The sequence below is a fragment of the Streptomyces canus genome, from assembly GCF_001514145.1.
Taxonomy (GTDB): Bacteria; Actinomycetota; Actinomycetes; order Streptomycetales; family Streptomycetaceae; genus Streptomyces; species Streptomyces canus.
This window is the reverse complement of the sequence record NZ_KQ948658.1, coordinates 866832-890778: the sequence shown is the minus strand read 5'-3', so window position 1 is coordinate 890778 and position 23947 is coordinate 866832. Positions and strand designations below refer to the sequence as shown.

The following is a 23947-nucleotide window of genomic DNA, read 5'->3' as shown; positions in this document are numbered from 1 at the left end:
TGTCAGGTGGGTCCGGTTGTTCGGGCCCGACACCCGTGACATTTGTCCTGCCCAAGTCCGTACAAGCGCATCTGCCGGGCGGGCGCCCCCGATTCGTAGCGTCGTCGGTATGACACAGGGGACAGAAGCGGCCGTGGCCTTCCGGGGCACGGTCAAGACCTTCGGCGCCGTACGCGCCGTCGACGGGATCGACCTGGATATCGCGCCCGGCGAGACCGTCGCGCTGCTCGGCCGCAACGGAGCCGGCAAGTCGACCACGATCTCGATGCTGCTCGGCCTGAACGAGCCCGACGCGGGCACGGTACGGCTCTTCGGCGCGGCCCCTTCCGACGCGGTGCGGGCCGGCCGGGTGGGCGCGATGCTCCAGGAGGCGCGGGCGGTCCCGCGGGTCACCGTGCGGGAGCTGGTCGCTTTCGTGGCCGGCCGCTACCCTGCGCCGCTGCCCGTGACCGAGGCCCTGGAGCTGGCCGGGATCACCGAGTTGGCCGGGCGGCGGGTGGACCGGCTCTCCGGCGGCCAGACCCAGAGAGTGCGGTTCGCCGTCGCGCTCGCCGGGAACCCCGCGCTGATCGTCCTGGACGAGCCCACCGCCGCCCTGGACGTGGCGGCACGGCACGCCTTCTGGGCCTCGATGCGGGGGTATGCCCGCCGCGGCCACACCGTCCTCTTCTCCACCCACCACCTGGAGGAGGCGGACGCGTTCGCCGACCGGATCCTGGTCGTCGACCGGGGCCGGATCATCGCGGACGGCACGGGCGAGCAGCTGAGACGGGCGGCGGGCGGCAGCCTCGTCGCCGTGGACCTGGCGGGCCGGGACCGCGAGGGCCTGGCGCTGTTACCGGGGGTGCGGTCGGTGGAGGTGCGGGGTGGGCGGGCCCTGCTGCGTACCGACGACTCCGACGCCACGGTGATCGCCCTGGCCGAACTGGGGGCGATCCGCGGCCTGGAGGTCGCCCCGGCCTCCCTGGACGACGCGTTCCTTGCACTGACCTCGCGCGTCCCGGAGGCGGTGTGATGCTCGACTACATACGGCTGGAGGTCCGCCGGACCCTGCGGGACACCGGCTTTGTGATCGGCGGGATCGCGATGCCCGTGATGATGTACCTCCTGTTCACCAACCTCGGCACTGACGAGTCCGGCTGGAAGACCGGCGCGATGGTGGGCATGGCCGCGTACGGCGCGGTCGGCTCGGCGCTGAACACCGGCGGCGGGGTCGCCGAGGACCGGGCGATCGGCTGGCTGCGGCAGCTGCGGGTGACGCCGATGCCGTCGCACCAGGTGGTGCTCGGTCGTGCCCTGACCGGTTCGGTGACCGTACTTCCGGCGATCGTGGCGGTGCTCGCGGCGGGCGGCCTGGTCAACGGCGTACGGCTCGCCGTGTGGCAATGGGCGGCGATCGCGGTGCTGCTGTGGCTTGGCTCGGTGCCGTTCACCCTGCTGGGGCTCGGCAACGGCTACCGGCTGACCGGGCAGACCACCGGCGTGGCGAACATGGTCTGCAACCTGGGGCTCGCGGTGATCGGCGGCCTGTGGTTTCCCGTCACCCTCTTCCCGGGCTGGCTGCGCACGCTGTCCGCGTACACCCCCACAGGCCGCTTCGCCCAGCTCGGCGGTTCGGTCGCGGCGGGCCACGCGCCCACGGCGGGCGCGGTCCTCGTGCTGGGACTGTGGCTGCTGCTGTTCGGTTCGTACGCTGTCCTGTCGTACCGGCGGCACGCCGGGAACCTCTGAGCGGAGGAACGGTCATGTTCTGGTCGCGCAAGCTCTCGTGCCGTGTGGACGAGATCCGCGAGGCGGCCCGCCAGGGGCGGGAGCACCAGCGGTACTACCAGGCGAACAAGAAGCGCCTCAACGCCGAGTACAAGGCCGCGCAGCAGGCCGGGGAGGTCCACACGAAGGCGGGCCTGGGCAGCGGGTTCGGTCTGCTGCCCTGGCTGCTGATGGGGATGGGCGCCTTCTCCAACCTCTTCCAGGGCGAGGCCCCCAACCCGTGGATCGGCGGCCTGGGACTGCTCACGTTCAACTCGCTCTACATCTACGTCGCCTTCCGCGCCTTCCACAAAAAGACCCGCGACGCGATCTCCACTCGGGTGGCCCTGGTGCTGATGGGACTGGTCACCTGCGGTCTGGCGATGGGGTACGGCGGCAACTGGCTGCTGTTCTTCCCCCTGTTCGGGCTCGCGACGGGCGCGGTCGTGCGGCTGCCTCACCTGCGGTGGGTGGGCGCGGTGGTGACCGTGGTCGCCGGCGCGGCCTCCGTCTTCCGCGACGGCTGGGGCGGACTCGACACCGCGTACGCCACCTGGATCTCCACGATGGTGACGGCCGCGATCATGTCCCTCTCCGAGGCGGTACGGCAGTTGCGGGAGGCCCGCGAGGAACTGGCCCGGCGTGCGGTCGAGGAGGAGCGGCTGCGGTTCTCCCGCGATCTGCACGACCTGCTCGGGCACACGCTGTCGGTGATCGTGGTGAAGTCGGAGGCGGCCCGGCGCCTCGCCCCCCGCGATCTGGACGCGGCGCTCGTCCAGGTCTCCGACATCGAGTCGGTGGGCCGCCAGGCACTCACCGAGATCCGCGAAGCGGTGACCGGCTACCGCGAGGGCAGCCTCAGCACGGACCTCGACCGGGCCGCCTCGGCCCTGCGCGCCGCGGGCATCGAGCCGGTCGTCCACCGCTCCGGCCAGCCGCTCGCCGCCCAGACCGAGGCCCTGCTGGGCTGGGTGGTCCGCGAGGCGGTCACCAACGCGGTACGGCACAGCGGGGCGGAGCGCTGCGAGATCTCCGTGCGGGGCTCGGCGGAACGGGTACGGCTGCGGGTCTGGGACGACGGCCGGGGAACGGCAGCGGCCACGGCGCCGACCGTGGGTGAGTGCGGGGATGAGAACGCCGGCACGGTGTCCATCCCGGTCGTCGGCGGCACCGGTCTCAAGGGGCTCGCCGAGCGGCTGGCCGCGGCCGGTGGGTCGTTGGAGGCAGGTCCGGGGCCACGGGGCGGATTCGTGGTGCGGGCCGAGTTGCCGGTCGAGTCGGTGACGCCGGAGCGGCCGGGGGAGCCGGCGGGGGCGGTGTGCGGGGCCCGGATCGATGAGGCGGCCAGGTGACGGCGTACGGGTCCGTCCCCTCTTCTGATCTTTCTGTTCTCAAGGATCCTGCGCGTCGGCGCAACGAAGTCACACCCCCACCGCTCCCGCCCGCGCGCCCTACTCTTGGGCCGTGAACGAGATGCCCCGGGAGCACCGGGCCGCCAAGTCCATCCGTGTGCTGCTCGCCGAGGACCAGGGCATGATGCGCGGGGCGCTCGCGCTGCTGCTCGGGCTGGAGCCGGACATCGAGGTCGTGGCCCAGGTCGCGGCCGGGGACGCGATCGTGGACGCGGCGCTCCTCCACCGCCCCGACGTGGCGCTGCTCGACATCGAGCTGCCGGGGATGAGCGGTCTGGACGCCGCCGCCGAACTGCGCGACCAGGCGCCGGACTGCCGGGTGCTGATCCTGACCACCTTCGGACGACCCGGCTACCTCCGCCGGGCCATGGAGGCGGGCGCCGCCGGTTTCCTCGTCAAGGACGGTCCCGTGGAGGAGCTGGCGGTCTCGATCCGCCGGGTGCTGACCGGCGAGACCGTGATCGACCCCGCCCTCGCCGCGGCCGCCCTGAGCGCCGGCCCGAACCCCCTCACCGCCCGCGAGTGCGATGTCCTCAAGGCGTCCACGGACGGCGCGACGGTCGCCGACATCGCCCGCCGGCTCCACCTCTCCGAGTCCACCGTCCGCAACTACCTCTCCTCCGCCATCGGCAAGACGGGCACCCGCAACCGGATGGAGGCGGTACGGGCGGCCCGGCAGCAAGGGTGGTTGTGAGGCCGGCGGTTCCCTACCCGATCACCTCCGCGGTCTTGTACTCGGTGCCCTTCGGTGCCACGCACACGAACCAGTTGTAGGGGGAGCCCGCCGCCGACCGGATCGCCGGGACGTCGGTGCCGGTCGCGGAGCCGGCCTTCTCCACCACCGTCGCCGTCTCGTTCGTCCAGGTGCAGTTGACGCGCTGGGCGGTCTTGGCGATGTAGCCGATGACGAGACGGACGTCCGCCTTGGCGTCGGGCCGGAGCGGGAGCGAGCCGGAGATGAGGTCCGTGCCGGTCATGGTGTCCGAGGCGGGGACCGTGTTCTCCATGATCTTCGTCGTCTTGTCGCCGTAGCCGCGGTACACGAAGTACGTGATCTTGCCGATGAGGTCGGAGGCGTTGTGGGCGTCCGGCGGGGTCTCACCGCGCAAGGCCATGGCGGCGCGCTGGGCCTCGGCCTGCTTCTCGTCGCGCGGGGCGGACCAGACGTCGATCAGGACCCGCCACTTACTGCCCTGGTCGGTACCGGTGGCCAGGGTGGTCTGCAGGACCCTGGACGGGTCGGCGTCGACCGGGACGAGCGGCTGGGTCGCCACCTGGCCCCCGTCCCCGCCCGGCAGACCCGCCACCGCGAGGGTCGCCGAGGACCCCGCGAGCACCAGTGCCGTGGCCGCGGCCACCGCCCAGCGGCGGGCCCGGCGCCTGCGGCCACCGCGGAGCACCGCCTGGTAGGGGGCTATGCCGATCTCCACCTCGTCGGCGGCGTCGGCCAGCAGGAGGGCGATGTCGCTGTCACGCATGTCGTGGCTCGTCTCCCGGTTGGTGCTCATCACTTCCGCCCTCCCTGCGTCGCCATGTCGGCCAGTCCGGGTATGGCGCGAAGTTTCGCGATCCCCTTGGCCGCGTTGCTCTTCACCGAGCCGACCGAGCAGCCCATCGCCTCGGCCGTCTGTGTCTCGGTCAGGTCCTCCCAGTACCGCAGGACCACCGCCTCCCGCTGCCGGGGCGGCAGTTGGGCCAGCGCCGTCAGCAGGGCACTGCGGTCGTCGGCCTGGGCGATGCGGTCACCGGTGTCGGCGATCTCGCGCACCAGGCCCGAGTCGTCCCCCCGCGCCAGGAACTCCCTGAGCTTCCTGCGGTGCTTGCGTGCGTGCGCGTTGATCATCACGCGCCGTACATACGCCTCCGGATCGTCCGCCGAGCCGACCCTGCGCCAGGCCACATATGCCTGTTCGAGCGTCGACTGGACCAGGTCCTCCGCGGCGTGCTGCTCCCCCGTGAGGAGAAATGCCGTCCGCATCAGCCGCGGCCAGCGGCCGATGACAAAGCTCTGGAACTCCTCGTCCCGAGCCTGTTTCCGATCCCCCATGGGCACCTCCTAGATGTCTGAAGGAGTCCATGAGCCGCCCGGACCGTTGCCTCAGTTCGCGGAGATCTTTCTCGGCAGCCAGGCCAGCATCAGCACCACCCCGCAGAGCAGCAGCCCCGTCCCCACCCGGAACGCCAGCGCGTAGCCCTCCGTCAGCGCCTCCGGCGAGGCCACACCCCCCGTCCGCGCCGCCGCCAGCGTCGACAGGACGGCGAGCCCCAGTGAGCCGCCCATCGTGCGCGAGGTGTTGACCAGTCCCGACACCAGCCCGGCCTCACCCGGCGCCGCCCCGGACGTGGCCAGCGAGGCGAGCGGGGTCACCGCGAGGCCGGCGCCCAGCATCATCAGGATCCCGGGACACATGATCGCGGTCACATAGGCGCCGTCCGCGGTCATCGTCGACTGCCAGGCGAACCCGGCGACCGCGACCGTCGTGCCGAGCACCGCCACCCACCGCGCCCCGAGCCGGCGCATGAAGAGCGGGGCGAGTTTCGAGCCGACCACGATCGCCAGCGAGGTCGGGATCAGTGCGGCTCCTGCGGCCAGGGGTGAGTAGCCGAGGACGTTCTGGGCGTAGAGCGTCATGAAGAACCACATCGAGAACATCGCGGAGCCGCTCAGGAACATCGCCGCGTTCGCCGACGCCACCGCCCGCACCCTCAGCAGCCCGAGGGGCATCAGCGGGGCGGCCGTACGGGACTCGACGAGGAGGAAGCCCCCTACCAGCGCGAGCCCGGCGGCCAGCGGGAGCAGGGTGGCGGCCGCCGTCCACCCCTCGGCCTCGGTCTGCGAGATGCCGTACGCCAGTACCGCCAGTCCCCCGGTGACCAGCAGCGCTCCCGGCAGGTCGAGGCGCCGCCCGTCCCCGCTGCGACTCTCGGTCAGCCACAGCAGCGAGCCCAGCAGGACCAGCGCGCCGACGGGCACGTTGATCAGCAGCACCCAGCGCCAGGACAGGGTGTCCACCAGGAGTCCGCCGACGAATCCGCCCGCGGCGCCGCCGCCCGCGCCGACGGCCGTCCAGGTGGCGATGGCCCGGGCCCGGGCGGCCCCCTCCGGGACGGCCGAGGTGACGATGGTCAGCGTCGCGGGCGCCAGGACGGCCGCGCCCAGCCCCTGCACGGCCCGCGCGATCAGCAGCTGGGCGTCCCCCTGGGCCAGCCCGCCGGCCAGCGAGGCCGCCGTGAACAGGCCGAGGCCGACCAGGAACATCCGCTTGCGGCCGTAGAGGTCACCGGCCCGGCCGCCGAGGAGCATGAACCCGGCGAAGGCGATGGAGTAGGCGTTCACGACCCACTGCAGGCCGGACTCGCTCATGCCCAGGTCGGCGCGCATGGACGGCAGCGCCACATTGACGACGGAGACGTCGAGCACGACCAGGAACTGGCCCGCGCAGGCCAGCGCCACCACCAGCCAGGCGGGCGGCGCCGACCGGGGACGGCGGGGTCTTCGGGCGACTTCAGCGGCTTCGAGCATGGCCGTCATGCTCTCAACCCGGCTCCGCTTCCCCAAGAGAATATAAAGAAATCGTTAGTACGCCGAAGCATCGGAATAGTTGCCCATGCATACGTAGTTCAAGCCACACGTAACCCGATCTTCCAGGCCCGGAGGCCTCGCACACATGACGCACACGCCGACCGACCAGCCCACCCGGAGAGCGTCCGGCGCTGTCGTCCCGGTGCTCGCCTTCGCGGGCATCGTGGTCGCGGTGATGCAGACCCTGCTCGTCCCGGTCATCAAGGACCTGCCGCAACTGCTGGACACCGCGCCCGCCAACGCCACCTGGGTCCTGACGTCCACCCTGCTCTCGGGCGCCGTCGCCACCCCGATCATGGGCCGCCTCGGCGACCTGTACGGCAAGCGCCGCATGCTCATCCTCAGCCTCGCCGTCATGGTCGTGGGCGCCCTGGTCAGCGCCCTCACCAGCGACCTGCTCACGATGATCGCCGGCCGCACCCTCCAGGGCTTCGCGATGGGCGCGATCCCCCTCGGCATCGGCCTCATGCGGGACATGCTGCCCCGCGAGAAGCTCGGCTCGGCCATGGCCCTGATGAGCTCCTCGATCGGCGTCGGCGGCGGCCTCGCGCTGCCCCTCGCGGCACTGATCGCCCAGCACGCCGACTGGCACGCCCTCTTCTACGGCGCCGCGGGCATCGGCGCGCTCGCCATCGCCCTCACCCTCCTCGTCGTTCCCGAGTCCCCGGCGCGTGCCGAGGGCACCTTCGACGTCCTGGGCGCGATCGGCCTCTCCGCCGGCCTGGTCCTCTTCCTCCTGCCGATCACCAAGGGCAGCGACTGGGGCTGGTCCTCCGGCACCACGCTCGGCCTGTTCGCCGCGTCGGCCGTCGTCCTCCTCCTGTGGGGCGTCATGGAGCTGCGGGTCAAGGCCCCCCTGGTCGACCTGCGCACCACCGCCCGCCCGGCGGTCCTCTTCACCAACCTGGCGTCGATCATGGTGGGCGTCTCGTTCTACGTCGTCTCGCTCGTCCTTCCCCAGCTGCTCCAGCTCCCGAAGGCGACCGGCTACGGCCTCGGCCAGTCGATGGTCGTCGCGGGCCTGCTGGTCGCTCCGCTGGGCCTGACGATGATGGTCACGGCGCCCGTCTACGCCCGGCTGTCGGCGAAGTACGGCCCCAAGTTCACCCTCATCCTCGGCATGCTGATCATCGCGATCGGCTACGGCGCCGGGCTGGGCCTCATGAGCGCGGCCTGGCAGAGCCTCGTCATCGCGGTGGTCCTCGGCGCGGGCATCGGGCTCGCCTACTCCTCCCTGCCCGCGCTGATCGTGGGCGCGGTCCCGGCCTCGGAGACGGGGGCGGCGAACGGGCTCAACACGCTGATGCGCTCCATCGGTACGTCCGTGTCCAGCGCCGTGATCGGCATGGTGCTGGCGAACACGGCGAACAACGTCGGGGGCGTCGCGATACCGACCATGCACGGGTTCCGGGTGTCCTTCCTGATCGCGACCGGCGCGGTGGCGGTCGGGCTGCTGATGGCCCTGTTCCTGCCGAAGCCGAACCGGGCGCCGCAGCTGCGTGCGAGCAGCGAGGAGGACGCGGTGATCGAGCGGGCCGACGAGGTGCTGCGTGGCTTCCGTGGCCGCGTCCTGGACGCCGCGGGCACGCCGGTGCCCCGGGCCAAGGTCACGTTGATCGACCGGCGGGGGCGGCAGGCGGGGGCGACCCTGTCCGGTGACGACGGCACGTACGTCCTCACCGTCCCCGCCCAGGGCGCCTACGTCCTCGCCGCCCGCGCCACCGGCCACGGCCCCCTGGCCTCCTCGGCCACCCACGCGGGCGACGACCGCGCGATCGACCTCGACCTGGCCCTGCCGGGCGAGACGGTCACCGCCTGACCGACACGAAGCCGGTACGCATCCCCGCCCACCCCAGGGCGGGGATGTGTCGCGTCGGGGGCGCACGGAAGGACGTAGGACCGAACAACCCACCGCCGCACTCGGCAGCGCCCTCGGAAACGGCCGCGATGCCGGGCCTCGGCCCCGGCCCGCACGACGGCCGGGCCGACCGGGACAGGCGCCCGTCCGACCGACGCCCGCCCGGCGTCCGGTGCCGGGACGACGACCTACAGCCGCCAGGTCCGGACCGGCGTACGCCGTCAGGCCCTCGCCCAGCACACGTCCTGTCGACGGCCGTGAACCCGGCCTCGGCGTAGGCGTCAGCCGTCTGCCAACCTGGCGCCGAGCGGCACCGGAACACCCACACCACGCCTCGTACGTTACGTTCCCCACCCCCTGTCCCCCGCCCGCCGAAGGGTGCGGCAGCATGGGGCGTCCGGAGAGGCGTGCGGCGGCATGGCGGTCGTACGACGTCTGCCCACACGTACGACCGAGAGGAAACCCATGGCCGCGGCCGCACCCAAGCCCGAGATCCTCGCCGCCTTCGAGGCCGCCAAGGGGTTCATGCCCCTGGGTGAGGGGCTGGCCCTCCATGAAGCCGCTCTGGACGCCGGGCGGCTCGGGCTGCCGCTCCTGGAGGTCGGTACGTACTGTGGCCGGTCCGCGATTCTGCTGGCCGACGCGGCCCGGGAGGCCGGGGTCACCGCGCTGACCGTCGATCACCATCGCGGCAGCGAGGAGCAGCAGCCGGGGTGGGACTACCACGATCCGGAGACGGTGGACGCCGAGCTCGGGCTGATGGACACGCTGCCCACCTTCCGCAGGACCCTGCACCGGGCCGGGCTGGAGGAGCACGTGGTCGCCCTGGTCGGTCGTTCTCCCCAGATCGCGAAGATCTGGGGCTCCCCTCTCGGCCTGGTCTTCATCGACGGCGGCCACACCGACGAGCACGCGAACGCCGACTACGAGGGCTGGGTCCCCCACGTGGCCGAGGGCGGCCTGCTCGTCATCCACGACGTGTTCCCCGAGCCGGAGGACGAGTTCACCGGGCAGGCGCCCTACCGGGTCTACCTCCGGGCCCTCGCCTCCGGCGCCTTCACCGAGGTCTCGGCGACCGACTCGCTGCGGGTGTTGCGGCGGGTGCGGGCGGGGATCTGAGAGCGCGGTTAGAGTCGCAGACGTGTCGTACGCAGGCCCTGAACTCGATTCCCCCCAGCCCCGCCGCCCCCGGCGCCGCCCGCTGACCCTCGCCCTCGCCGTGCTCGTGCCGGGTGCGCTGCTCGGGTGGCTGGTGTACGCGGGGGTGAGCGGGGCGGCCGACGGCGGCGGGACGACGGCCGCGGCGAGTCCGCGGGCGAGCGCTCCGCCGACTGTCTCCTCCACCACCGCCGAGGACAAGAAGCCGCTCGGCTCGCTCCGGGGCAAGGTCGTCGTCATCGACCCCGGACACAACCTCACCAACTTCCGGCACACGGCCGAGATCAACCGCAAGGTGGACATCGGTACGAACCGCAAGGAGTGCGATACGACGGGGACGTCGACCAACGACGGTTACGCGGAGGCGAAGTTCACCCTCGACGTCGCCCACCGGCTGCGCACGCTGCTGGAGAAGCACGGCGCGACGGTGAAACTGACCCAGGACGGCGACCGGCCCTACGGCCCGTGCGTGGACGAGCGGGCCAGGATCGGCAACAGCGCGAAGGCCGACGCGGTGGTGTCGATCCACGCGGACGGCGCGAGCGCCGGGCAGCGCGGCTACCACGTGATCCTTCCCGGCCGCGTCCACCAGGGCATCGCCGACACCCGTGGGATCGTCGCCCCTTCCGCCCGACTCGGCGAGCGCATCGCGCACGACTTCGGACGCGCGACGGGCACGAACCCCTCCAACTACATCGGCGACGGCACCGGACTGGACACCCGCACCGACCTGGGCGGCCTCAACCTCTCAAAGGTTCCCAAGGTGTTCATCGAATGCGGCAACATGCGCGACAGCAAGGACGCGGCCCTGCTCACGAACGGGGCCTGGCGACAGAAGGCCGCGCAAGGAATCTCTGACGGATTGGTGAGTTTCCTGCGCGGGTGAGGATCAGTGCGCTGATCCCGTCGTACGCTCCGCCGGGCGGACGATAGGGTCTACCGACGACGAGACGACCTACGAAGGACTTGAAGTGAATATCCGCTCCCTCACTCGAGGCGACGGCGTGGTGATCGGTGCAGCGGTGTTGCTGTTCATCGCGTCGTTCCTTGATCTCTACTCGGTCGACGGAGCCCCCGACGACGCCGACCTGCCCAGCGCCTGGGCGAGCGGCCCGGTCGTGATGGGGGTTGTCCTCGCGGGCATCATCGGCGCCGTTCTTGTCGTTCTGTCGCGCGGCCTGCCGCAGCTGCCCAAGGTGGCGGGGCTCGACCTCGGCCAAGTCGGTGCCGCGTTCACGGTGTTCGCCGCCTGGAGCGCGCTCGGGAACGTGTTCGACCCGCTGAGCGCCGCGGACTACGGCTCCAGTGCGGACACGGTCAGCGCCGGTATCGGACTGATCCTCGCTCTCGTCGCCACCTTGGTCATGGCCGCGGCCGCCGTCGCCACCCCGCTCGTCCCCGCGCTCCAGGCCGGCCTCGTCCCGGCCCCCAAGCCGCCCCAGCCGCAGCCCTACGGCGCCCAGCCGCCCGGTGGTTACGGCTACCCGGGTGCCCAGCAGCCGGGGCAGCAGCCCGGGCCGCAGGGTCAGCAGCCCTACGGCGGTCAGCCGCAGCCGGGGCAGCCGTTCGGCGCGCAGCCCCAGCCGCAGGCCCCGCAGCCGCCGGCCGCGGAGTTCTCGCCGTTCTGGTTCGCCGTGCCGGTGCCGCGCCCGCTGTTCGCGGAGGACGGTTCGCCGACGCCGATCGCCGAACTCGCGCCGGGCACCTGGTACCTGGCCGTCGAGCAGCGCGGTCCGGGTCTGGTCGCCCAGACGCAGGACGGCCGTCGTGGCGTGCTGCAGGACACGAGCGGCATCCAGCGCGGCTGAGCCCTTCGAGGTCGTAGGACGGCCCCTCGCCCCTTCCGGGCGGGGGGCCGTTGCCGTACATTCGCGAGCGCTCCCACGGATCTGACGTGTCGTCAGGAGGCGTCGTGCGACTCGGTCTTGCGCTCGGCTACTGGGGCCGCGGCCCCGACCCCCGCCATGTGCCGCTGGCCCAGGAGGCCGAGCGGCTCGGCTATCACTCGGTGTGGACGGCCGAGTCGTGGGGGTCGGACGTGTTCACACCGCTCACCTGGATCGCGGCGCGGACGTCGACGATCAGGCTGGGTACGGCCGTTGCCCAGATGGCCGCCCGCTCCCCCACCACGACCGCCATGCACGCCCTCACTCTGGACCATCTCTCCGGCGGGCGGGTCATGCTGGGCCTCGGGCTGTCCGGGCCGCAGGTCGTCGAGGGCTGGTACGGCCGTCCGTTCCCCAAGTCGCCGCTGACCGCGACCCGGGAGTACGTCGACGTCGTACGGCAGGTCCTCAGGAGGCAGGCGCCGGTCGAGCTGGACGGCCGCTTCCACTCCCACCCCTACCGGGGGCCGGAGGGCACCGGGCTCGGCAAGGCGCTCAAGCCGATCACCCATCCCCTGCGCGCCGATCTGCCGATCCTGCTGGGCGCCGAGGGGCCGAAGAACATCGCCCAGACGACCCGGATCGCGGACGGCTGGCTGCCGTTGTACTGGTCGCCGAACCGGCCCGAGGTCTACGAGACCTCGCTCGCCGAGGCTCCGGAGGGCTTCCTCGTCGCCCCCATGGCGCAGGTGCGGGTCTGCGACGACGTGGCCGAAGGGCTGCTGCCGGTCAAGACGATGCTGGGCTTCTACATCGGCGGAATGGGCCACGCGGCCCGTAACTTCCACGCCGATCTGATGGCCCGCATGGGGTACGAGGAGCAGGCGCGCAGGATCCAGCGGCTGTTCCTCGAGGGCCGCCGCGAGGAGGCCGTGCTCGCCGTGCCGGACGCCTTCGCCGACGAGATCTCCCTGGTCGGACCGCGCGAACGCATCGCCGAGCGGCTGGAGTCGTGGCGCAAGGGGCCGGTGACGGACCTGCTGGCGCTGGCCCCGGACCAGGAATCGCTGCGGGTGCTGGCGGAACTCAACGCGTGACGCCAGGTTTCGCCGGGGAATTCGCGGCCATTCGAACACCATGTCCGCTCATACGCGACGTGGTGCCAACTCAGCCGGGACGGTCATAGCGGTCGTCGCCGACATCATGGCCCTCATTCTGGGCCTGTGGATCCTGATGTACCTGCTGGACGCCAACCGTGCGAACGACTTCGTGCAGTTCATCCACGACGCCGCTCGCTGGCTCGCCGGCTGGTCCTACGACCTCTTCACCTTCGACGAGGCCTGGGCCCGGGTGGTCGCGGGCTACGGTCTGGCAGCGGTGGTCTACCTGTTCGTGGGCCACGCCATCGCCAACCGGGCCCACCGTCACTGAGACCCGACCGGGTTCTCAGGCGCAGCAGTCCGGGTCGAGGCCCAGCGGCAGGCGCTCCCCGCCGAACACCGTGCAGGTGGCTTCATGGCCGCCCAGCGCGGCGACGGCGAGCAGCAGTGATCCCGCCGTCCACGTGGTCAGCTCCTGTGGCCACACCGCCCCGTCCTCGAACACGTAGCCGGTCCAGTACAGGCCGCTCTCCGGGTCCCGCAGATGCTGGATCGACTGGAGGATCTCCAGCGCCCGGTCGGACTCGCCCGTCGCCCACAGGGCCAGGGCGAGTTCGGCCGACTCCCCGCCCGTGACCCACGGGTTGGGGACGACACAGCGCACCCCGAGGGCGGGCACGACGAACCGCTCCCAGCCCTCCTCGATACGGGACTTGGCCTCCGCGCCGGTCAACGCCCCGCCCAGGACCGGGTAGTACCAGTCCATCGAGTAGCGGTCCTTGTCGAGGAAGCGTTCGGGGTGCCGGCGGATCGCGTGCCGCAGCGCCCCGACCGCCAACTCCCAGTCCGGCTGGGCCTCTTCGCGCTGTTCGGCGATCGCGAGGGCGCACCGCAGCGCGTGGTGGATCGAGGAGGATCCGGTGAGCAGCCCGTCGGTGAGGGCGCTGCCGTCGTCCTCCCGCTTCCATCCGATCTGCCCGCCCTGCTGCTGGAGTTCGAGCACGAACTCCATCGCCGCGTACACCGTCGGCCACATCCGGTCGAGGAACATGTCGTCGCCGGTGGACAGATAGTGGTGCCACACTCCTACGGCTATGTAAGCGACGAAGTTCGTCTCGCGGCCTCGGTCGGTGACCTGCGCGAAGTCCCCGTCCTGGTACGCCGCGTACCAGGAACCGTCCTCGTTCTGGTGCCGTGCGAGCCATTCGTAGGCCCGCTCGGCCGCCTTGTGCTCGCCCGCCGCGTCCAGCGCCATCGCGGCCTCGGTGTGGTCCCACGGGTCGAGGTGATGTCCGCGGAACCACGGGATCGCCCCGTCCTCCCGCTGTACGGCCAGGATCCCGGCGACGGTCGCGGCGGCCTGCTCGGGGGTGAGGACCCCGGGCAGGACGAGGTGTTCTGTCCGGGGAGTGGTCACTTCGCGTCCACCCGCGGAAGGTGCGGCTTGGTCGCGTAGGCCACGAAGCTCTTGCCGATCAGCGGGTTCAGTGCCTGCTCGGCGACCCGGGTGGCCAGCGGCTTCTTCATGATGTCCCAGACCAGCAGCTTGTGGTACGCCTGCACCGGCAGCGCCTTGTCGTTGTCGACGCCGAACGCGCACTTGAGCCACCAGTACGGGGAGTGCAGGGCGTGCGCGTGGTGGGTGCCGTACGGCTTGAGGCCGGCCTCGCGGATCTTCGCGAGCAGTTCGTCCGCCTTGTAGATGCGGATGTGGCCGCCCTCGACCTCGTGGTAGGCGTCGGACAGCGCCCAGCAGACCTTTTCGGGGCCGTAGCGCGGGACGGTGATGGCGATCCGCCCGCCCGGCTTGAGCACCCGGACCATCTCGGCGAGTACGCCCTTGTCGTCCGGGATGTGCTCCATCACCTCGGAGATGATCACGACGTCGAAGGACTCGTCGGGGAAGGGGAGGGCCAGGGCGTCGCCCTCCATCGCGGTGGCGGTGGCCCCTTCCGGTGCCTCACCCGCCTCCTTCATCGCCGTGAACCACTTCGCGACCTCGCGGATCTCCTCGGCGTTCTGGTCCAGCGCCACGACCTGCGCGCCGCGCCGGTAGCACTCGAACGCGTGCCGGCCGGCCCCGCAGCCGAGGTCCAGGACGCGGTCGCCCGGCGCGAGCGGGAACCGGGAGAAGTCGACGGTCAGCACGTGGCCCTGCTTTCGGGATAGACACCGGTGTCTGTGGTCGGGGGTGCGAGCTCGACACCCTGAGAGGCCGCGGAGCGGCCGGGAAGCGTGGTGGCGGAGCCGGCGATCGCCTCGCGGTACCGGGCAACCGTGCCCTCCGCGGCCTTCGCCCAGGTGAACTTCGCCAGTACCCGCTCACGTCCGGCCCGGCCGAGTCGCGCCCTCAGGTCCGGGTCGCCCAGGAGACGGCTCAGGGCGGTCGCCAGTGCGCCCGGGTCCCCCGGCGGGACCGCCAGGCAGGTCTCGCCGTCGCGCCCCGCGACCTCGGGGATAGCGCCGCCCGTCGTGGCGACCAGCGGAGTGCCCGTCGCCATCGCTTCCGCCGCCGGGAGTGAGAAGCCCTCGTAGAGCGAGGGCACGCAGGCGACCTCCGCCGAGCGGACGAGGTCGACCAGTTCGGCGTCCGAGATGCCCTTGACGAAGTCGACGGCGCCTTCGAGGCCGTAGCGCTCCATGGCCTGGGCGACCGGGCCCTCGGCCGGCCGCTTGCCGACAACTATGAGGTGCGCCCCGGGGTGTTCGGTGCGGACCTTCGCCAGCGCCTCGACGAGGAAGACGAGGCCCTTGAGGGGGACGTCCGCGCTGGAGGTCGTGACGATCCGGCCCGGCACCACGCGCACCGACGGATCCGGCGAGAACTGGTCGGTGTCGGCGCCGATGTGGACGACGTGGATGCGGTCGTCGCGCACGCCCAGGTGGTCGACGATCTCCTGGCGGGAGGTGCCGGAGACGGTGAGCACGGACGGCAGGCGGCGGGCCACGCGCTTCTGCATCCGGGTGAAGGCGTACCAGCGGCGCTTGGACAGCCGCTGCCACCGGCCCTCGGCCGCGTCCAGCTCCAACTGCCGGTCCACGGTGATGGGGTGGTGGATGGTGGTCACCAGCGGAGCGCCGACATCGCCCAACAGGCCGTAGCCGAGGGTCTGGTTGTCGTGGACCACGTCGAACTCACCGCTGCGGGCCCGGAGATGACGTCGGGCCCGCAGGGAGAAGGTGAGCGGCTCGGGGAAGCCGCCGGTCCACATCGTGGCGACTTCCAGGGCGTCTATCCAGTCGCGGTACTCGTCGCGTTTCGGGGTGCGGAACGGGTCCGGGGAGCGGTAGAGGTCCAGGCTGGGCAGCTCGGTCAGGCTCAGACCGTCGTAGCCCGGATCGAGTACGGGGTACGGCTGGGAGCCGATGACCTCGACGCGGTGGCCGAGGCGGGCCAGTTCGCGGGAGAGATGGCGTACGTAGACACCCTGGCCCCCGCAGAACGGGTTCCCTTTGTAGGTGAGGAGCGCGATACGGAGCGGTCGCTCGCCGTCGGCGGCCGGGCCCTCAAAGGCCCCTGCCTGACTGGCCTCAGCGGTCACTCTGAGCCCCCTTCTGCCTGCACTGTCCCGCGAGATTACGACGAGAAGGTAATCTAGAACAAGTTTCAGACTTGATCGTTCAGGAGGCTCTGAATCTACCGGCAGGTAGGGGTCCTGTGAGCGGTGGATCGGGTGATTCACGCCACGGCCGGCACCCTGGCATGCTGAGTGATCACACATCCTCACGGACTGTCACGGAACCCAAGGTGGACAAGGTGGCCAAGCCCGCCAGAGTGGAAGCCGGCATCGCACGACCCGACGCACCGCCGCTGACCGAACGGCAGGAGGCGCGGCGCCGCCGCATCCTGCACGCGAGCGCGCAGCTGGCGAGCCGCGGCGGGTTCGACGCGGTGCAGATGCGGGAGGTCGCGGAGTCCTCGCAGGTGGCGCTCGGCACCCTCTACCGGTACTTCCCCTCCAAGATCCATCTGCTGGTCGCCACCATGCAGGACCAGCTGGAACACATGCACGGCACGCTCCGCAAGAAGCCGCCGCAGGGCGAGGCGGCGGCCGAGCGGGTCGCGGAGACCCTGATGCGGGCCTTCCGGGCGCTCCAGCGCGAGCCGCACCTGGCGGACGCGATGGTCCGTGCGCTGACCTTCGCGGACCGCAGCGTGAGCCCGGAGGTCGACCAGGTCTCCCACCAGACCACGCTGATCATCCTGGACGCCATGGGGCTTGAGGACCCGACGCCCGAGCAGCTCTCCGCGGTCCGCGTCATCGAGCACACCTGGCACTCGGCCCTGATCACCTGGCTCTCGGGCCGGGCCTCCATCGCCCAGGTGAAGATCGACATCGAGACCGTGTGCCGCCTGATCGACCTCACGGAACCGCGGTCCTAGCGCCCCGGCGCTAGCCGACGGCCGCCAGTCCGCTCCAGCTCCGGCCGATCGCCGTCTCCCCCGCCCACCGCTCCAGCAGCCGCCGGGCCTCCTCCTCGGGGGCCGCGAGGGAGACCTGCTGGGCGCCGGCGTCGACGGCGCGCTCCTGTTCGTGGGTGCCCTCACTGCAGCAGGCGCACAGCATGCGGACGCCGCTCGCCGGTTCGGCGCCGAAGCCGTGGTCGGTGAACAGCTCCAGGAGTGCCTCCAGGTCGGCCTTCTCGCCCGCGGCCACCGTGACCTCCAGGGTGGGCAGTTCGGACGCCTCGAAGAGCAGGAGTTCGTCGAAGACGGTGTACGTCGAACCCTCGACGACCCGCTCGCCCTTCGGTTCGCCGTCGTGGACGACGATCTCGCCGTAGCGCCGTCCGCCCGTGACGGGCACGCTGACGACCCGGCCGCGGGTCGGGCACAGCCGCTCGATCCAGACGACCTCGCGCTCGCCGCCGGTGTCGAGGCGCACGCAGGCGTACCCGAGGCGGGCGTCGATCTGCCCTTCCCCGTCGGGGAGTTCGATGCCGAAGCCGCTCCACGCGTCCCGTGCCGTCGCCCAGTCCCGCTGGATCGTGGCCGCGATGCCGAGGTTCCAGTACGCCGGGTCGCCCTCGCCGCGCGGGGAGCGGGCCGCGGCCTCCCGGCCCAGCTCGTACGCCTTGGCCCAGTTCCGCAGGAACTTGTGGGCGAGCGCGGCGTCGTACCACCACACGGCGCCGGCCTTCAGGTCCGGGAAGTGCGCGAGCACCCGCTCGTACAGCTCGGCGGCGCGCAGCCACTCCTCGGCGTCCCAGGCCGCACGCGCCTGCATGATCAGCTTCCTGGCCTCGGACTTCTCCACGCCTGCCCAGCGCTCACCGGTTCCTCCAGCGTCGCAGCGCGCCGAGCAGCTGGGTGAGGACCTTGAGGGCAGCGGTACGGCGGGCGGGCCGACGGGACCATACGGCAGGGAGGACGACCCCGACGTAGAAGGCGAGGAAGATGAGGGCGACGAGCAGGACGGGCATCTGAACGGCCTGAAAGGGCATGGGGTTTCCTCCGGAACGGGGCCAACGGCCAACTGCTTGCGCCATGACCTTCGCGCCCGGGAACACCGTCCCGGACGAACCCCGACTCACCCCGAACTCCCGGCGGATCACGCAGGTCAGGCCGTACGCTTCGGAGACGTTCGCCGAACCGCACCGAAGGGTTGGGAGAGTTGGCCACACCGATGACTGGTCCGGTCGCGGACTTCTGCGTCGCACTGGGCCGTCTCGTGAGTGACTGCCGCATACCGCAGCGGGACATCGCCGCCGCGCTGGGGCTGAGCATCAGCTCGGTCTCGGAGCTGCTCGGCGGGCGGCGACGCAAGGTTCCGGACTGGGGTGTCGTCCGGACGATCGTCAGGCTGTGCGCCGAGCAGAACACGGGTGGGGGGGCGGCACCGTCGGGCATGAGTCTGGATGTCCGGTGGTGGAAGAGCCGGCATGCGGAACTGGAGCGGACGGCGGAGAAGGCCAGGGAGCGGGTCGCGGGTGTTCCCGCTCCCGTCGCTTCCGGACCGCCCTCGGTCCCGATGCCCGACGCCATGGCCTGCGCCGGCATGGACGTCCAGGAGGCGCTGCACCTGCTGACCGAGGGGCGCGTGGAGGCGACGGTCGCGGTGGACGCACTGCTGAGTGTGCCTCAGGGCGAGCGGAACCCGCCCAGGCTCCTGACTGGTCTGCTGGCGGATTTCCCGGACCGTGTGCGAGCGGCCCAGGGTGTCCGACGCGCCGCTCTGATCCAGGCCACGCGCGTGGTGCTGACGGCGGCCGTTGTAGTGCGGAACTCGGGTCCCGCGAAGGTCCACAGCAAGATCTATGACCTGACGGAGGGCGGACATCCGCCGCACGCTCCCGTGCTGGCGGACCTCAGCGGCCTCACGGACAACGAGCGGTCACGGATCGTCAGCGACTACGTCCGGCTGTCCACCCCCTTGGCCAGGTCCTGTCCCGAATTCGCGCTCGGTGCGGGTCTTCCGGGCGTCGAACCGAGCGGCGAGGCCAACACCACAACCGGCCTGGCCGGATTGGGGAACCTTCTGTCGCAGTTCGCCGGCGAGGACGGGCTCCCCACACCCCACGGGTCACTCCTCCGCAGCCCGATCGCCGTCCTCGACTCCCCAGGACCTGCGCTGCCCAGCCTCGCGGAGGGTTACATCACACCGCGCTTCCGGCTGGTCCCCGACCTCCGGGGTACCGGACCCGGGATCGCCTCGGACAAATGGTGGGACGATCAGCCGCTGCACGACGACATCGAGCGATTCCTCGCCGCGCACCTCCTCGGTCTCCCTGCCCTGCTGGCACCGCTCGTCGTGCTCGGCCACCCCGGAGCGGGCAAGTCACTGCTCACCAAGCTGCTGGCGGCCCGGCTCCCGGCGCGTGAGTTCCGCCCCTTGCGGGTGGAACTGCGGTACACACCGGCCGAGTTGGACATACAGGGCCAGCTGGAGCACACGCTGAAGCACCTCACCGGTCGGGAGGTGAGCTGGCCGGACTGGTCGGAGCAGGAATCCGGCCCGATCCCGGTGGTCCTGCTGGACGGCTTCGACGAACTGCTCCAGGCAGGTGCACAGAAGCTCGGTCAGACGCGCCAGTGGGGCTACTTGCAGGAGGTCGAGGAGTTCCAGAAACGGGAGGCGGCGCAGGGCCGCCCACTGATCGTGATCGTGACGAGCCGCACCGTGGTCGCCGACCGGGCGGATGTGCCCGCCACCAGCCAGGTCATACGCCTGGAGCCCTTCGACGAGTCGGAGATCGACCGCTGGCTCGACGTCTGGAACACCACGAACACGGGCTACTTCGCCCGACACGCGCTGCTACCGCTGACTCCGGAGGTCGTGCTCCCCCACCGAGACCTGGCGGCCCAGCCCCTGCTGCTGCTCATGCTGGCGCTGTACGACGCGGTCGGCAACGCCCTGCACTCGCTGCGGGACCGGGACATGACCCGCACGCAGCTGTACGACCAGCTGCTGACGGAGTTCATCCGCCGCCAGGTCGACAAGGACGGCCCACTGCCCCCGGCCGAGGCGGCCACGGCCGTCGACCGCGAGGTGCACCGCCTGTCCGTGATCGCGGTCTCCATGTTCCACCGCGGCGCCCAGTCCGTCAGCGAAAAGGAAGCCGACCGGGCTCTGCGGGCACTCGGTGTGGCGGACGACGGCTTGGGGCTGCTGTTCGGCCGGTTCTTCTTCGTGCACGAGGCGCAGGCCGTGGTGACGGAAGAGCGGCTGCGCAGCTACGAGTTCATGCACGCGACCTTCGGCGAGCATCTGGCGGCGCGGCGGATCGAGGGGGCGCTCCGGCGGCTCGTCGACGGCGGAGGCCCGTGGGACGACGGAGAGTTGTACGCGCTTCTGTCCTTCGCCCCGCTCACCGACCGGGCCCAACTCGTGCAGAACCTGCGGGACATGTTGACGACGTGGCCGAGGGACCGTAGGCACAGCGGTCTGCTGCCCGCGCTCCTCAGCCTGTTCCGCGCGGTCTCGTGGGGCCCCGAGCACCGCACCGACGTCGACTACGCCCCGGTCCGGGTGCGCAGGAGGTACCGGGAAGCGGTGTACGAGATGAACCTCGTGATCATCGCGGTGGTGGTGGCGGGCGAGGTACACGTGTCGGACCTCTTCGCCGACTCCCTCGCCCCCACGGCCGAATGGCGCAGGCATGCCCTGGGCTGGCAGGCACAGTTGTCCGTGGGGTCGTGGGCGGCGTTGACCTCGGCCCTCACGCCCGAGCGGTGCTGGCGTGGCCCGGTGAAGTACACGGCAGACGTGGACCTGCGCCTCACCACGCGTCCGGCGTCACTGGTCGACCACGCCCTGAACTGGGCTATTGGTGTGTCGCCGCCCGAGACCTCCAGATCCTTGTCGGACCGGCTGGAGGAGCGGCTCTCCGACACGCCCGTCCCCCAGCTGATCAGGCAGGTCCGTTTCGTCGGCGATCGTGACACCGAACAGTTGCTGCACATCAGCTACCCGATGCTGCTCCAGTTTCCAAGCGCCATGTCCGCGTTCAGGCCCATGCCCGGCAACCTGTGCCACTCGGCGGCGCATGCGCTGATCGCCCTGCTGACCCGCGACGTGTACGAGCCAGCGGAACTACCCGGCCTCTACCTGGAGTGCCTGCGGTACGTCGGCGGCGCGCTGGAGTTCGAAGAGCGCGGCCCCTATCTGGAAGCCGTACTGCGCCAGCTGGTCCACGACGCGTCCGCCCTGACGGACGAAGCCCTCGCGGAGATCATCGACGAGTTGCGCGCGACGTACGACGTTGATGCGGTACCTCTCACCAGGACCGCTTACCAGGCGCTTCTGCTTTTCCTCCGCCACGCTGTGAACCGCAGCAGTCCCCACCTGGCCGAGCCTCTCGACAACATTCGCCCGATGCTCTCCACAGGCGACCGCCTCGGAGCGTTGGAAGGGCTCCTGGAACTGATTCACCTGAGCCACTCCACCCATACCTGGCGCTGGTCAGGCAGCCCCCCTTGGGGCATCACCGACCACCTCGACGACCTGCTGGAAAGACTCGACCTCCCCACCACAGCCACCACCCACCCCACCGCTCTCATAGACCTCCTCCGCCTCGCGGCGGAAATAGGCCTGGACGACTGGCTCGCTACCCGCACCCCGGAGATCCTCGCCGCCCTCCCACCCCACGCCATCGGCCTCCTCCGCCCCTCGGACCTCCCCCGTCTGCGCGCAGCCCTCCCGGAGGGCGCGTACGCCGAGCAGTTCGACGAGGTGGAGCAGGCGTGGCGGGGGCGCGAATGACCTACGAGACGGGTTCCCTTCGCCGGCATGGTCCGGATCAGGTTCTTGGGGTCGCCGTCGAGCCTTCCCGCTGCTCTTCGGCCTCTCAGCCCTACCGTCGACGTCGGCCCCGGCGGAAGCCTGCGCTTCTCGCCCGAGTCGGCTACGTCGGTCGGACTCCCTCACTCGCCTCGTAGGCCTATGTCCAGAGTAGAACTCTCGTCCGGGAATGAACCCCCTCAAACCAAGATTTTCCCGGCCCCTAGTCCTCCGGCGGGAACACCGGCTCCCCGCTCCCCAGCAGCGAGATCATGATGGCCTCCACCGGGCAGTTCTCCGCCGCCGCCAGGATCTTCTCGTTGGCGTCGGTCTCCGGGTCGGCGGGGTGGGACTGGCGGGCGGTGTCCAGGCGGAAGCCGTCGGGGGCGGTGTTCACACACTGCGCGGAGCCGATGCACAGGGAGCGGTCGACCTCGACGTGCCAGCGGTCTCCCATCGCCGCTCACCCCTCCCAGCCGGCCGGCAGGTGGATCATCTTGTGCTCCAGGAACTCGCCGTAGCCCTCCGGGCCGAACTCCCTTCCCAGACCGGAGTTCTTGTAGCCGCCGAAGGGGCCGAGCATGTCGAGGCTGAAGGTGTTGACGTTGTAGGTGCCGGTACGGACCTGGCGGGCGACCTCGATGCCGCGCTCGACGTCGGCCGTCCACACACTGCCCGACAGGCCGTAGTCGGAGTCGTTGGCGATCTTCACCGCCTCGGACTCGTCACCATAGGGAAGGAGACAGATCACCGGTCCGAAGATCTCCTCGCGCGCGATCCGCATCGAGTTGTCGACGTCGCCGAAGAGGGTCGGCTCGACGTACCAGCCGCGCTCCAGGCCCGCCGGACGCCCGCCGCCGGTGAGGATCTTGGCGCCCTCCTCCTGGCCGATGCGGATGTAGTCGAGGTTGCGGCGCTGCTGGCGCTCGGCGACCAGGGGGCCGACCTGGGTGGCGGGGTCGAGCGGGTCGCCGACGACCAGTGCACTCGCCGCCGCGGCAAGGGCCTCGGCGAACTCGTCGTAGCGGGAGCGGGGCAGCAGGATGCGGGTCTGGGCCACGCAGGCCTGTCCGTTGTTCATCCAGGCGGACGGGACGATCCCGGCGACGGCCGCCTCGACGTCCGCGTCCGGGAGGACCACGGCCGCCGACTTGCCGCCCAGCTCCAGGGTCACGCGGGTGAGATTGCGGGCGGCGACCTCCATGACGCGCTTGCCCGCGCCCACCGAGCCGGTGAAGGAGACCTTGTCGATCCCCGGGTGCCCGACCAGGTACTCGCTCACCTCACGGTCGGCCGGGAGGATGGACAGGACGCCCTCCGGCAGCCCGGCCTCCTTGGTGATCTCGGCCAGGATGTACGCGTCCAGCGGCGACTCGGGCGACGGCTTGAGCACCACCGTGCAGCCGGTGAGCAGCGCGGGCGCGAGCTTGGCGGCGGCGACGAACTGCGGGACGTTCCAGGGCACCACGGCCGCCACGACCCCGACCGGCTCGCGGCGCACGAGGATGCGGCCGAGGACTCCGTCGCGTGTCTCCTCGTACGTGAAGTTGCGTGCGACCGTGATCGCCGAGTCCCAGACCATCATCGCGCCGAGGGCCTGTGCGAGGACGCTCCAGGAGTACGGGGAGCCGTTCTCGGAGGAGATCACGCGGGCGATCTCCTCGTGCCGGACCGCGATGGCGTCCTTGATCCTCGTGACGACCTCGATGCGCTCGTCGAGCGACATCCGCGGCCAGGGTCCCTCGTCGAAGGCGGTGCGTGCGGCGGCGACCGCCGCGTCCACGTCCGCGCGCGAGGCGTGCGGCACCCGTCCGATGACCTCCTGGGTGTGCGGGGAGATCACCTCGATGACGTCCTTGCCCAGGGGGTCCGTCAACTCCCCGCCGATGAACAGCTGTCCGTGTTCCACGAGCTCGGTCATGGCGACTGCCTCCCCGGGGCGACTTACTGACGATCCATCAGATACGGAACTGATACCAGTTCTACTGGGAGGAGTCCACGGGCCGCACACCGCGACTGTTGGTGACCTCGGGCTACCGT

General features: G+C 71.1%; 22 protein-coding genes. 12 read left to right on the top strand and 10 right to left on the bottom strand.

Annotation, left to right across the window (positions count from 1 at the left end):
- The first annotated feature begins 109 nt into the window (after positions 1–109).
- From AQJ46_RS13435 to AQJ46_RS13420, 4 genes are all read left to right on the top strand, one after another.
- On the top strand, positions 110–1015 hold the full coding sequence (locus tag AQJ46_RS13435; protein ID WP_107117251.1) for an ABC transporter ATP-binding protein: 906 nt from the start codon (positions 110–112) through the stop codon (positions 1013–1015).
- Positions 1015–1731 carry an ABC transporter permease gene (locus AQJ46_RS13430; protein ID WP_059205770.1) on the top strand — a complete coding sequence of 239 codons (717 nt, stop codon included), beginning with the start codon at positions 1015–1017 and terminating at the stop codon, positions 1729–1731. The genes AQJ46_RS13435 and AQJ46_RS13430 overlap by 1 nt, the downstream gene beginning before the upstream one ends.
- 14 nt (positions 1732–1745) lie before the next feature.
- Entirely contained in the window at positions 1746–3101 is a 1356-nt protein-coding gene (locus tag AQJ46_RS13425) for a sensor histidine kinase (RefSeq protein ID WP_059205769.1), read from the top strand.
- Between the two features lie 121 nt (positions 3102–3222).
- A complete protein-coding gene (locus tag AQJ46_RS13420) occupies positions 3223–3855 on the top strand; it encodes a response regulator transcription factor (protein ID WP_059205768.1) in 633 nt (210 codons plus the stop codon).
- Positions 3856–3868: 13 nt separating this feature from the next.
- On the opposite strand, the gene AQJ46_RS13415 is transcribed toward AQJ46_RS13420, so the two are convergent.
- The 3 genes from AQJ46_RS13415 to AQJ46_RS13405 are packed head-to-tail and all read right to left on the bottom strand — an operon-like array spanning position 3869 to position 6693.
- The gene (locus tag AQJ46_RS13415; protein WP_208616920.1) at positions 3869–4669 is read right to left on the bottom strand and encodes a hypothetical protein; all 801 of its coding nucleotides are present in this window, start codon (positions 4667–4669) and stop codon (positions 3869–3871) included.
- Positions 4669–5208: a SigE family RNA polymerase sigma factor gene (locus AQJ46_RS13410; protein ID WP_059205766.1), complete on the bottom strand. Its 540-nt coding sequence runs from the start codon at positions 5206–5208 to the stop codon at positions 4669–4671. Before AQJ46_RS13410 ends, AQJ46_RS13415 begins: the two co-directional genes overlap by 1 nt.
- Before the next feature lie 51 nt (positions 5209–5259).
- A complete protein-coding gene (locus AQJ46_RS13405) occupies positions 5260–6693 on the bottom strand; it encodes an MFS transporter (RefSeq protein ID WP_059205765.1) in 1434 nt (477 codons plus the stop codon).
- 136 nt (positions 6694–6829) lie between these two features.
- Between AQJ46_RS13405 and AQJ46_RS13400 the strand changes: the two genes are divergently transcribed.
- The 6 genes from AQJ46_RS13400 (at position 6830) to AQJ46_RS13375 (ending at position 13017) form a co-directional block, all read left to right on the top strand.
- Positions 6830–8563 carry an MFS transporter gene (locus AQJ46_RS13400; RefSeq protein WP_059205764.1) on the top strand — a complete coding sequence of 578 codons (1734 nt, stop codon included), beginning with the start codon at positions 6830–6832 and terminating at the stop codon, positions 8561–8563.
- A gap of 504 nt (positions 8564–9067) precedes the next feature.
- Positions 9068–9721, top strand: coding sequence for a class I SAM-dependent methyltransferase (locus AQJ46_RS13395; RefSeq protein ID WP_059205763.1), 654 nt, complete (start codon positions 9068–9070; stop codon positions 9719–9721).
- Between the two features lie 22 nt (positions 9722–9743).
- On the top strand, positions 9744–10646 hold the full coding sequence (locus tag AQJ46_RS13390) for an N-acetylmuramoyl-L-alanine amidase (protein WP_059205762.1): 903 nt from the start codon (positions 9744–9746) through the stop codon (positions 10644–10646).
- Between the two features lie 85 nt (positions 10647–10731).
- Positions 10732–11568, top strand: a complete 837-nt coding sequence (locus AQJ46_RS13385) for a DUF5336 domain-containing protein (protein ID WP_059205761.1) — start codon at positions 10732–10734, stop codon at positions 11566–11568.
- Between the two features lie 104 nt (positions 11569–11672).
- Positions 11673–12683 (top strand): LLM class F420-dependent oxidoreductase, encoded by a 1011-nt coding sequence (locus AQJ46_RS13380; RefSeq protein ID WP_059205760.1) that lies wholly within the window; start codon positions 11673–11675, stop codon positions 12681–12683.
- Positions 12684–12723: 40 nt separating this feature from the next.
- On the top strand, positions 12724–13017 hold the full coding sequence (locus tag AQJ46_RS13375) for a hypothetical protein (protein ID WP_059205759.1): 294 nt from the start codon (positions 12724–12726) through the stop codon (positions 13015–13017).
- A 15-nt stretch (positions 13018–13032) separates the two neighbouring features.
- On the opposite strand, the gene AQJ46_RS13370 is transcribed toward AQJ46_RS13375, so the two are convergent.
- Genes AQJ46_RS13370 through AQJ46_RS13360 form a run of 3 tightly spaced genes read right to left on the bottom strand, consistent with a single transcriptional unit; the run spans position 13033 to position 16228 of the window.
- Positions 13033–14103 carry a prenyltransferase/squalene oxidase repeat-containing protein gene (locus AQJ46_RS13370; protein ID WP_059205758.1) on the bottom strand — a complete coding sequence of 357 codons (1071 nt, stop codon included), beginning with the start codon at positions 14101–14103 and terminating at the stop codon, positions 13033–13035.
- Positions 14100–14834, bottom strand: coding sequence for a class I SAM-dependent methyltransferase (locus tag AQJ46_RS13365; protein WP_059205757.1), 735 nt, complete (start codon positions 14832–14834; stop codon positions 14100–14102). Before AQJ46_RS13365 ends, AQJ46_RS13370 begins: the two co-directional genes overlap by 4 nt.
- A complete protein-coding gene (locus tag AQJ46_RS13360; protein WP_059205756.1) occupies positions 14828–16228 on the bottom strand; it encodes a glycosyltransferase family 4 protein in 1401 nt (466 codons plus the stop codon). Before AQJ46_RS13360 ends, AQJ46_RS13365 begins: the two co-directional genes overlap by 7 nt.
- Before the next feature lie 161 nt (positions 16229–16389).
- On the opposite strand from AQJ46_RS13360, the gene AQJ46_RS13355 reads away from it, so the two are divergent.
- Complete coding sequence (locus AQJ46_RS13355) at positions 16390–17070, top strand: TetR family transcriptional regulator (protein ID WP_059205755.1); 681 nt, start codon at positions 16390–16392, stop codon at positions 17068–17070.
- Between the two features lie 10 nt (positions 17071–17080).
- Here the strand turns inward: AQJ46_RS13355 and AQJ46_RS13350 are convergent, their stop codons facing one another.
- Positions 17081–17944: a tetratricopeptide repeat protein gene (locus AQJ46_RS13350; RefSeq protein ID WP_059205754.1), complete on the bottom strand. Its 864-nt coding sequence runs from the start codon at positions 17942–17944 to the stop codon at positions 17081–17083.
- A 13-nt stretch (positions 17945–17957) separates the two neighbouring features.
- Positions 17958–18131, bottom strand: a complete 174-nt coding sequence (locus AQJ46_RS56190; RefSeq protein WP_167368210.1) for a hypothetical protein — start codon at positions 18129–18131, stop codon at positions 17958–17960.
- Positions 18132–18313: 182 nt separating this feature from the next.
- Between AQJ46_RS56190 and AQJ46_RS13345 the strand changes: the two genes are divergently transcribed.
- The gene (locus AQJ46_RS13345; RefSeq protein ID WP_059205753.1) at positions 18314–21889 is read left to right on the top strand and encodes an NACHT domain-containing protein; all 3576 of its coding nucleotides are present in this window, start codon (positions 18314–18316) and stop codon (positions 21887–21889) included.
- A 241-nt stretch (positions 21890–22130) separates the two neighbouring features.
- On the opposite strand, the gene AQJ46_RS13340 is transcribed toward AQJ46_RS13345, so the two are convergent.
- On the bottom strand, positions 22131–22364 hold the full coding sequence (locus tag AQJ46_RS13340) for a ferredoxin (protein WP_059205752.1): 234 nt from the start codon (positions 22362–22364) through the stop codon (positions 22131–22133).
- A 6-nt stretch (positions 22365–22370) separates the two neighbouring features.
- Positions 22371–23828 carry an aldehyde dehydrogenase gene (locus tag AQJ46_RS13335; protein WP_059205751.1) on the bottom strand — a complete coding sequence of 486 codons (1458 nt, stop codon included), beginning with the start codon at positions 23826–23828 and terminating at the stop codon, positions 22371–22373.
- Positions 23829–23947: the final 119 nt, after the last annotated feature.

Excerpts from the sequence above, each read along its gene's own strand:
- AQJ46_RS13340 (WP_059205752.1), bottom strand. The coding sequence starts at position 22,364 with ATGGGAGACCGCTGGCACGTCGAGGTCGACCGCTCCCTGTGCATCGGC.
- AQJ46_RS56190 (WP_167368210.1), bottom strand. The coding sequence starts at position 18,131 with ATGCCCTTTCAGGCCGTTCAGATGCCCGTCCTGCTCGTCGCCCTCATC.
- AQJ46_RS13355 (WP_059205755.1), top strand. The coding sequence starts at position 16,390 with ATGCTGAGTGATCACACATCCTCACGGACTGTCACGGAACCCAAGGTG.
- AQJ46_RS13435 (WP_107117251.1), top strand. The coding sequence starts at position 110 with ATGACACAGGGGACAGAAGCGGCCGTGGCCTTCCGGGGCACGGTCAAG.
- AQJ46_RS13410 (WP_059205766.1), bottom strand. The coding sequence starts at position 5,208 with ATGGGGGATCGGAAACAGGCTCGGGACGAGGAGTTCCAGAGCTTTGTC.
- AQJ46_RS13405 (WP_059205765.1), bottom strand. The coding sequence starts at position 6,693 with ATGACGGCCATGCTCGAAGCCGCTGAAGTCGCCCGAAGACCCCGCCGT.
- AQJ46_RS13415 (WP_208616920.1), bottom strand. The coding sequence starts at position 4,669 with ATGAGCACCAACCGGGAGACGAGCCACGACATGCGTGACAGCGACATC.
- AQJ46_RS13335 (WP_059205751.1), bottom strand. The coding sequence starts at position 23,828 with ATGACCGAGCTCGTGGAACACGGACAGCTGTTCATCGGCGGGGAGTTG.
- AQJ46_RS13425 (WP_059205769.1), top strand. The coding sequence starts at position 1,746 with ATGTTCTGGTCGCGCAAGCTCTCGTGCCGTGTGGACGAGATCCGCGAG.
- AQJ46_RS13395 (WP_059205763.1), top strand. The coding sequence starts at position 9,068 with ATGGCCGCGGCCGCACCCAAGCCCGAGATCCTCGCCGCCTTCGAGGCC.
- AQJ46_RS13400 (WP_059205764.1), top strand. The coding sequence starts at position 6,830 with ATGACGCACACGCCGACCGACCAGCCCACCCGGAGAGCGTCCGGCGCT.
- AQJ46_RS13420 (WP_059205768.1), top strand. The coding sequence starts at position 3,223 with ATGCCCCGGGAGCACCGGGCCGCCAAGTCCATCCGTGTGCTGCTCGCC.
- AQJ46_RS13375 (WP_059205759.1), top strand. The coding sequence starts at position 12,724 with ATGTCCGCTCATACGCGACGTGGTGCCAACTCAGCCGGGACGGTCATA.
- AQJ46_RS13345 (WP_059205753.1), top strand. The coding sequence starts at position 18,314 with ATGACTGGTCCGGTCGCGGACTTCTGCGTCGCACTGGGCCGTCTCGTG.
- AQJ46_RS13430 (WP_059205770.1), top strand. The coding sequence starts at position 1,015 with ATGCTCGACTACATACGGCTGGAGGTCCGCCGGACCCTGCGGGACACC.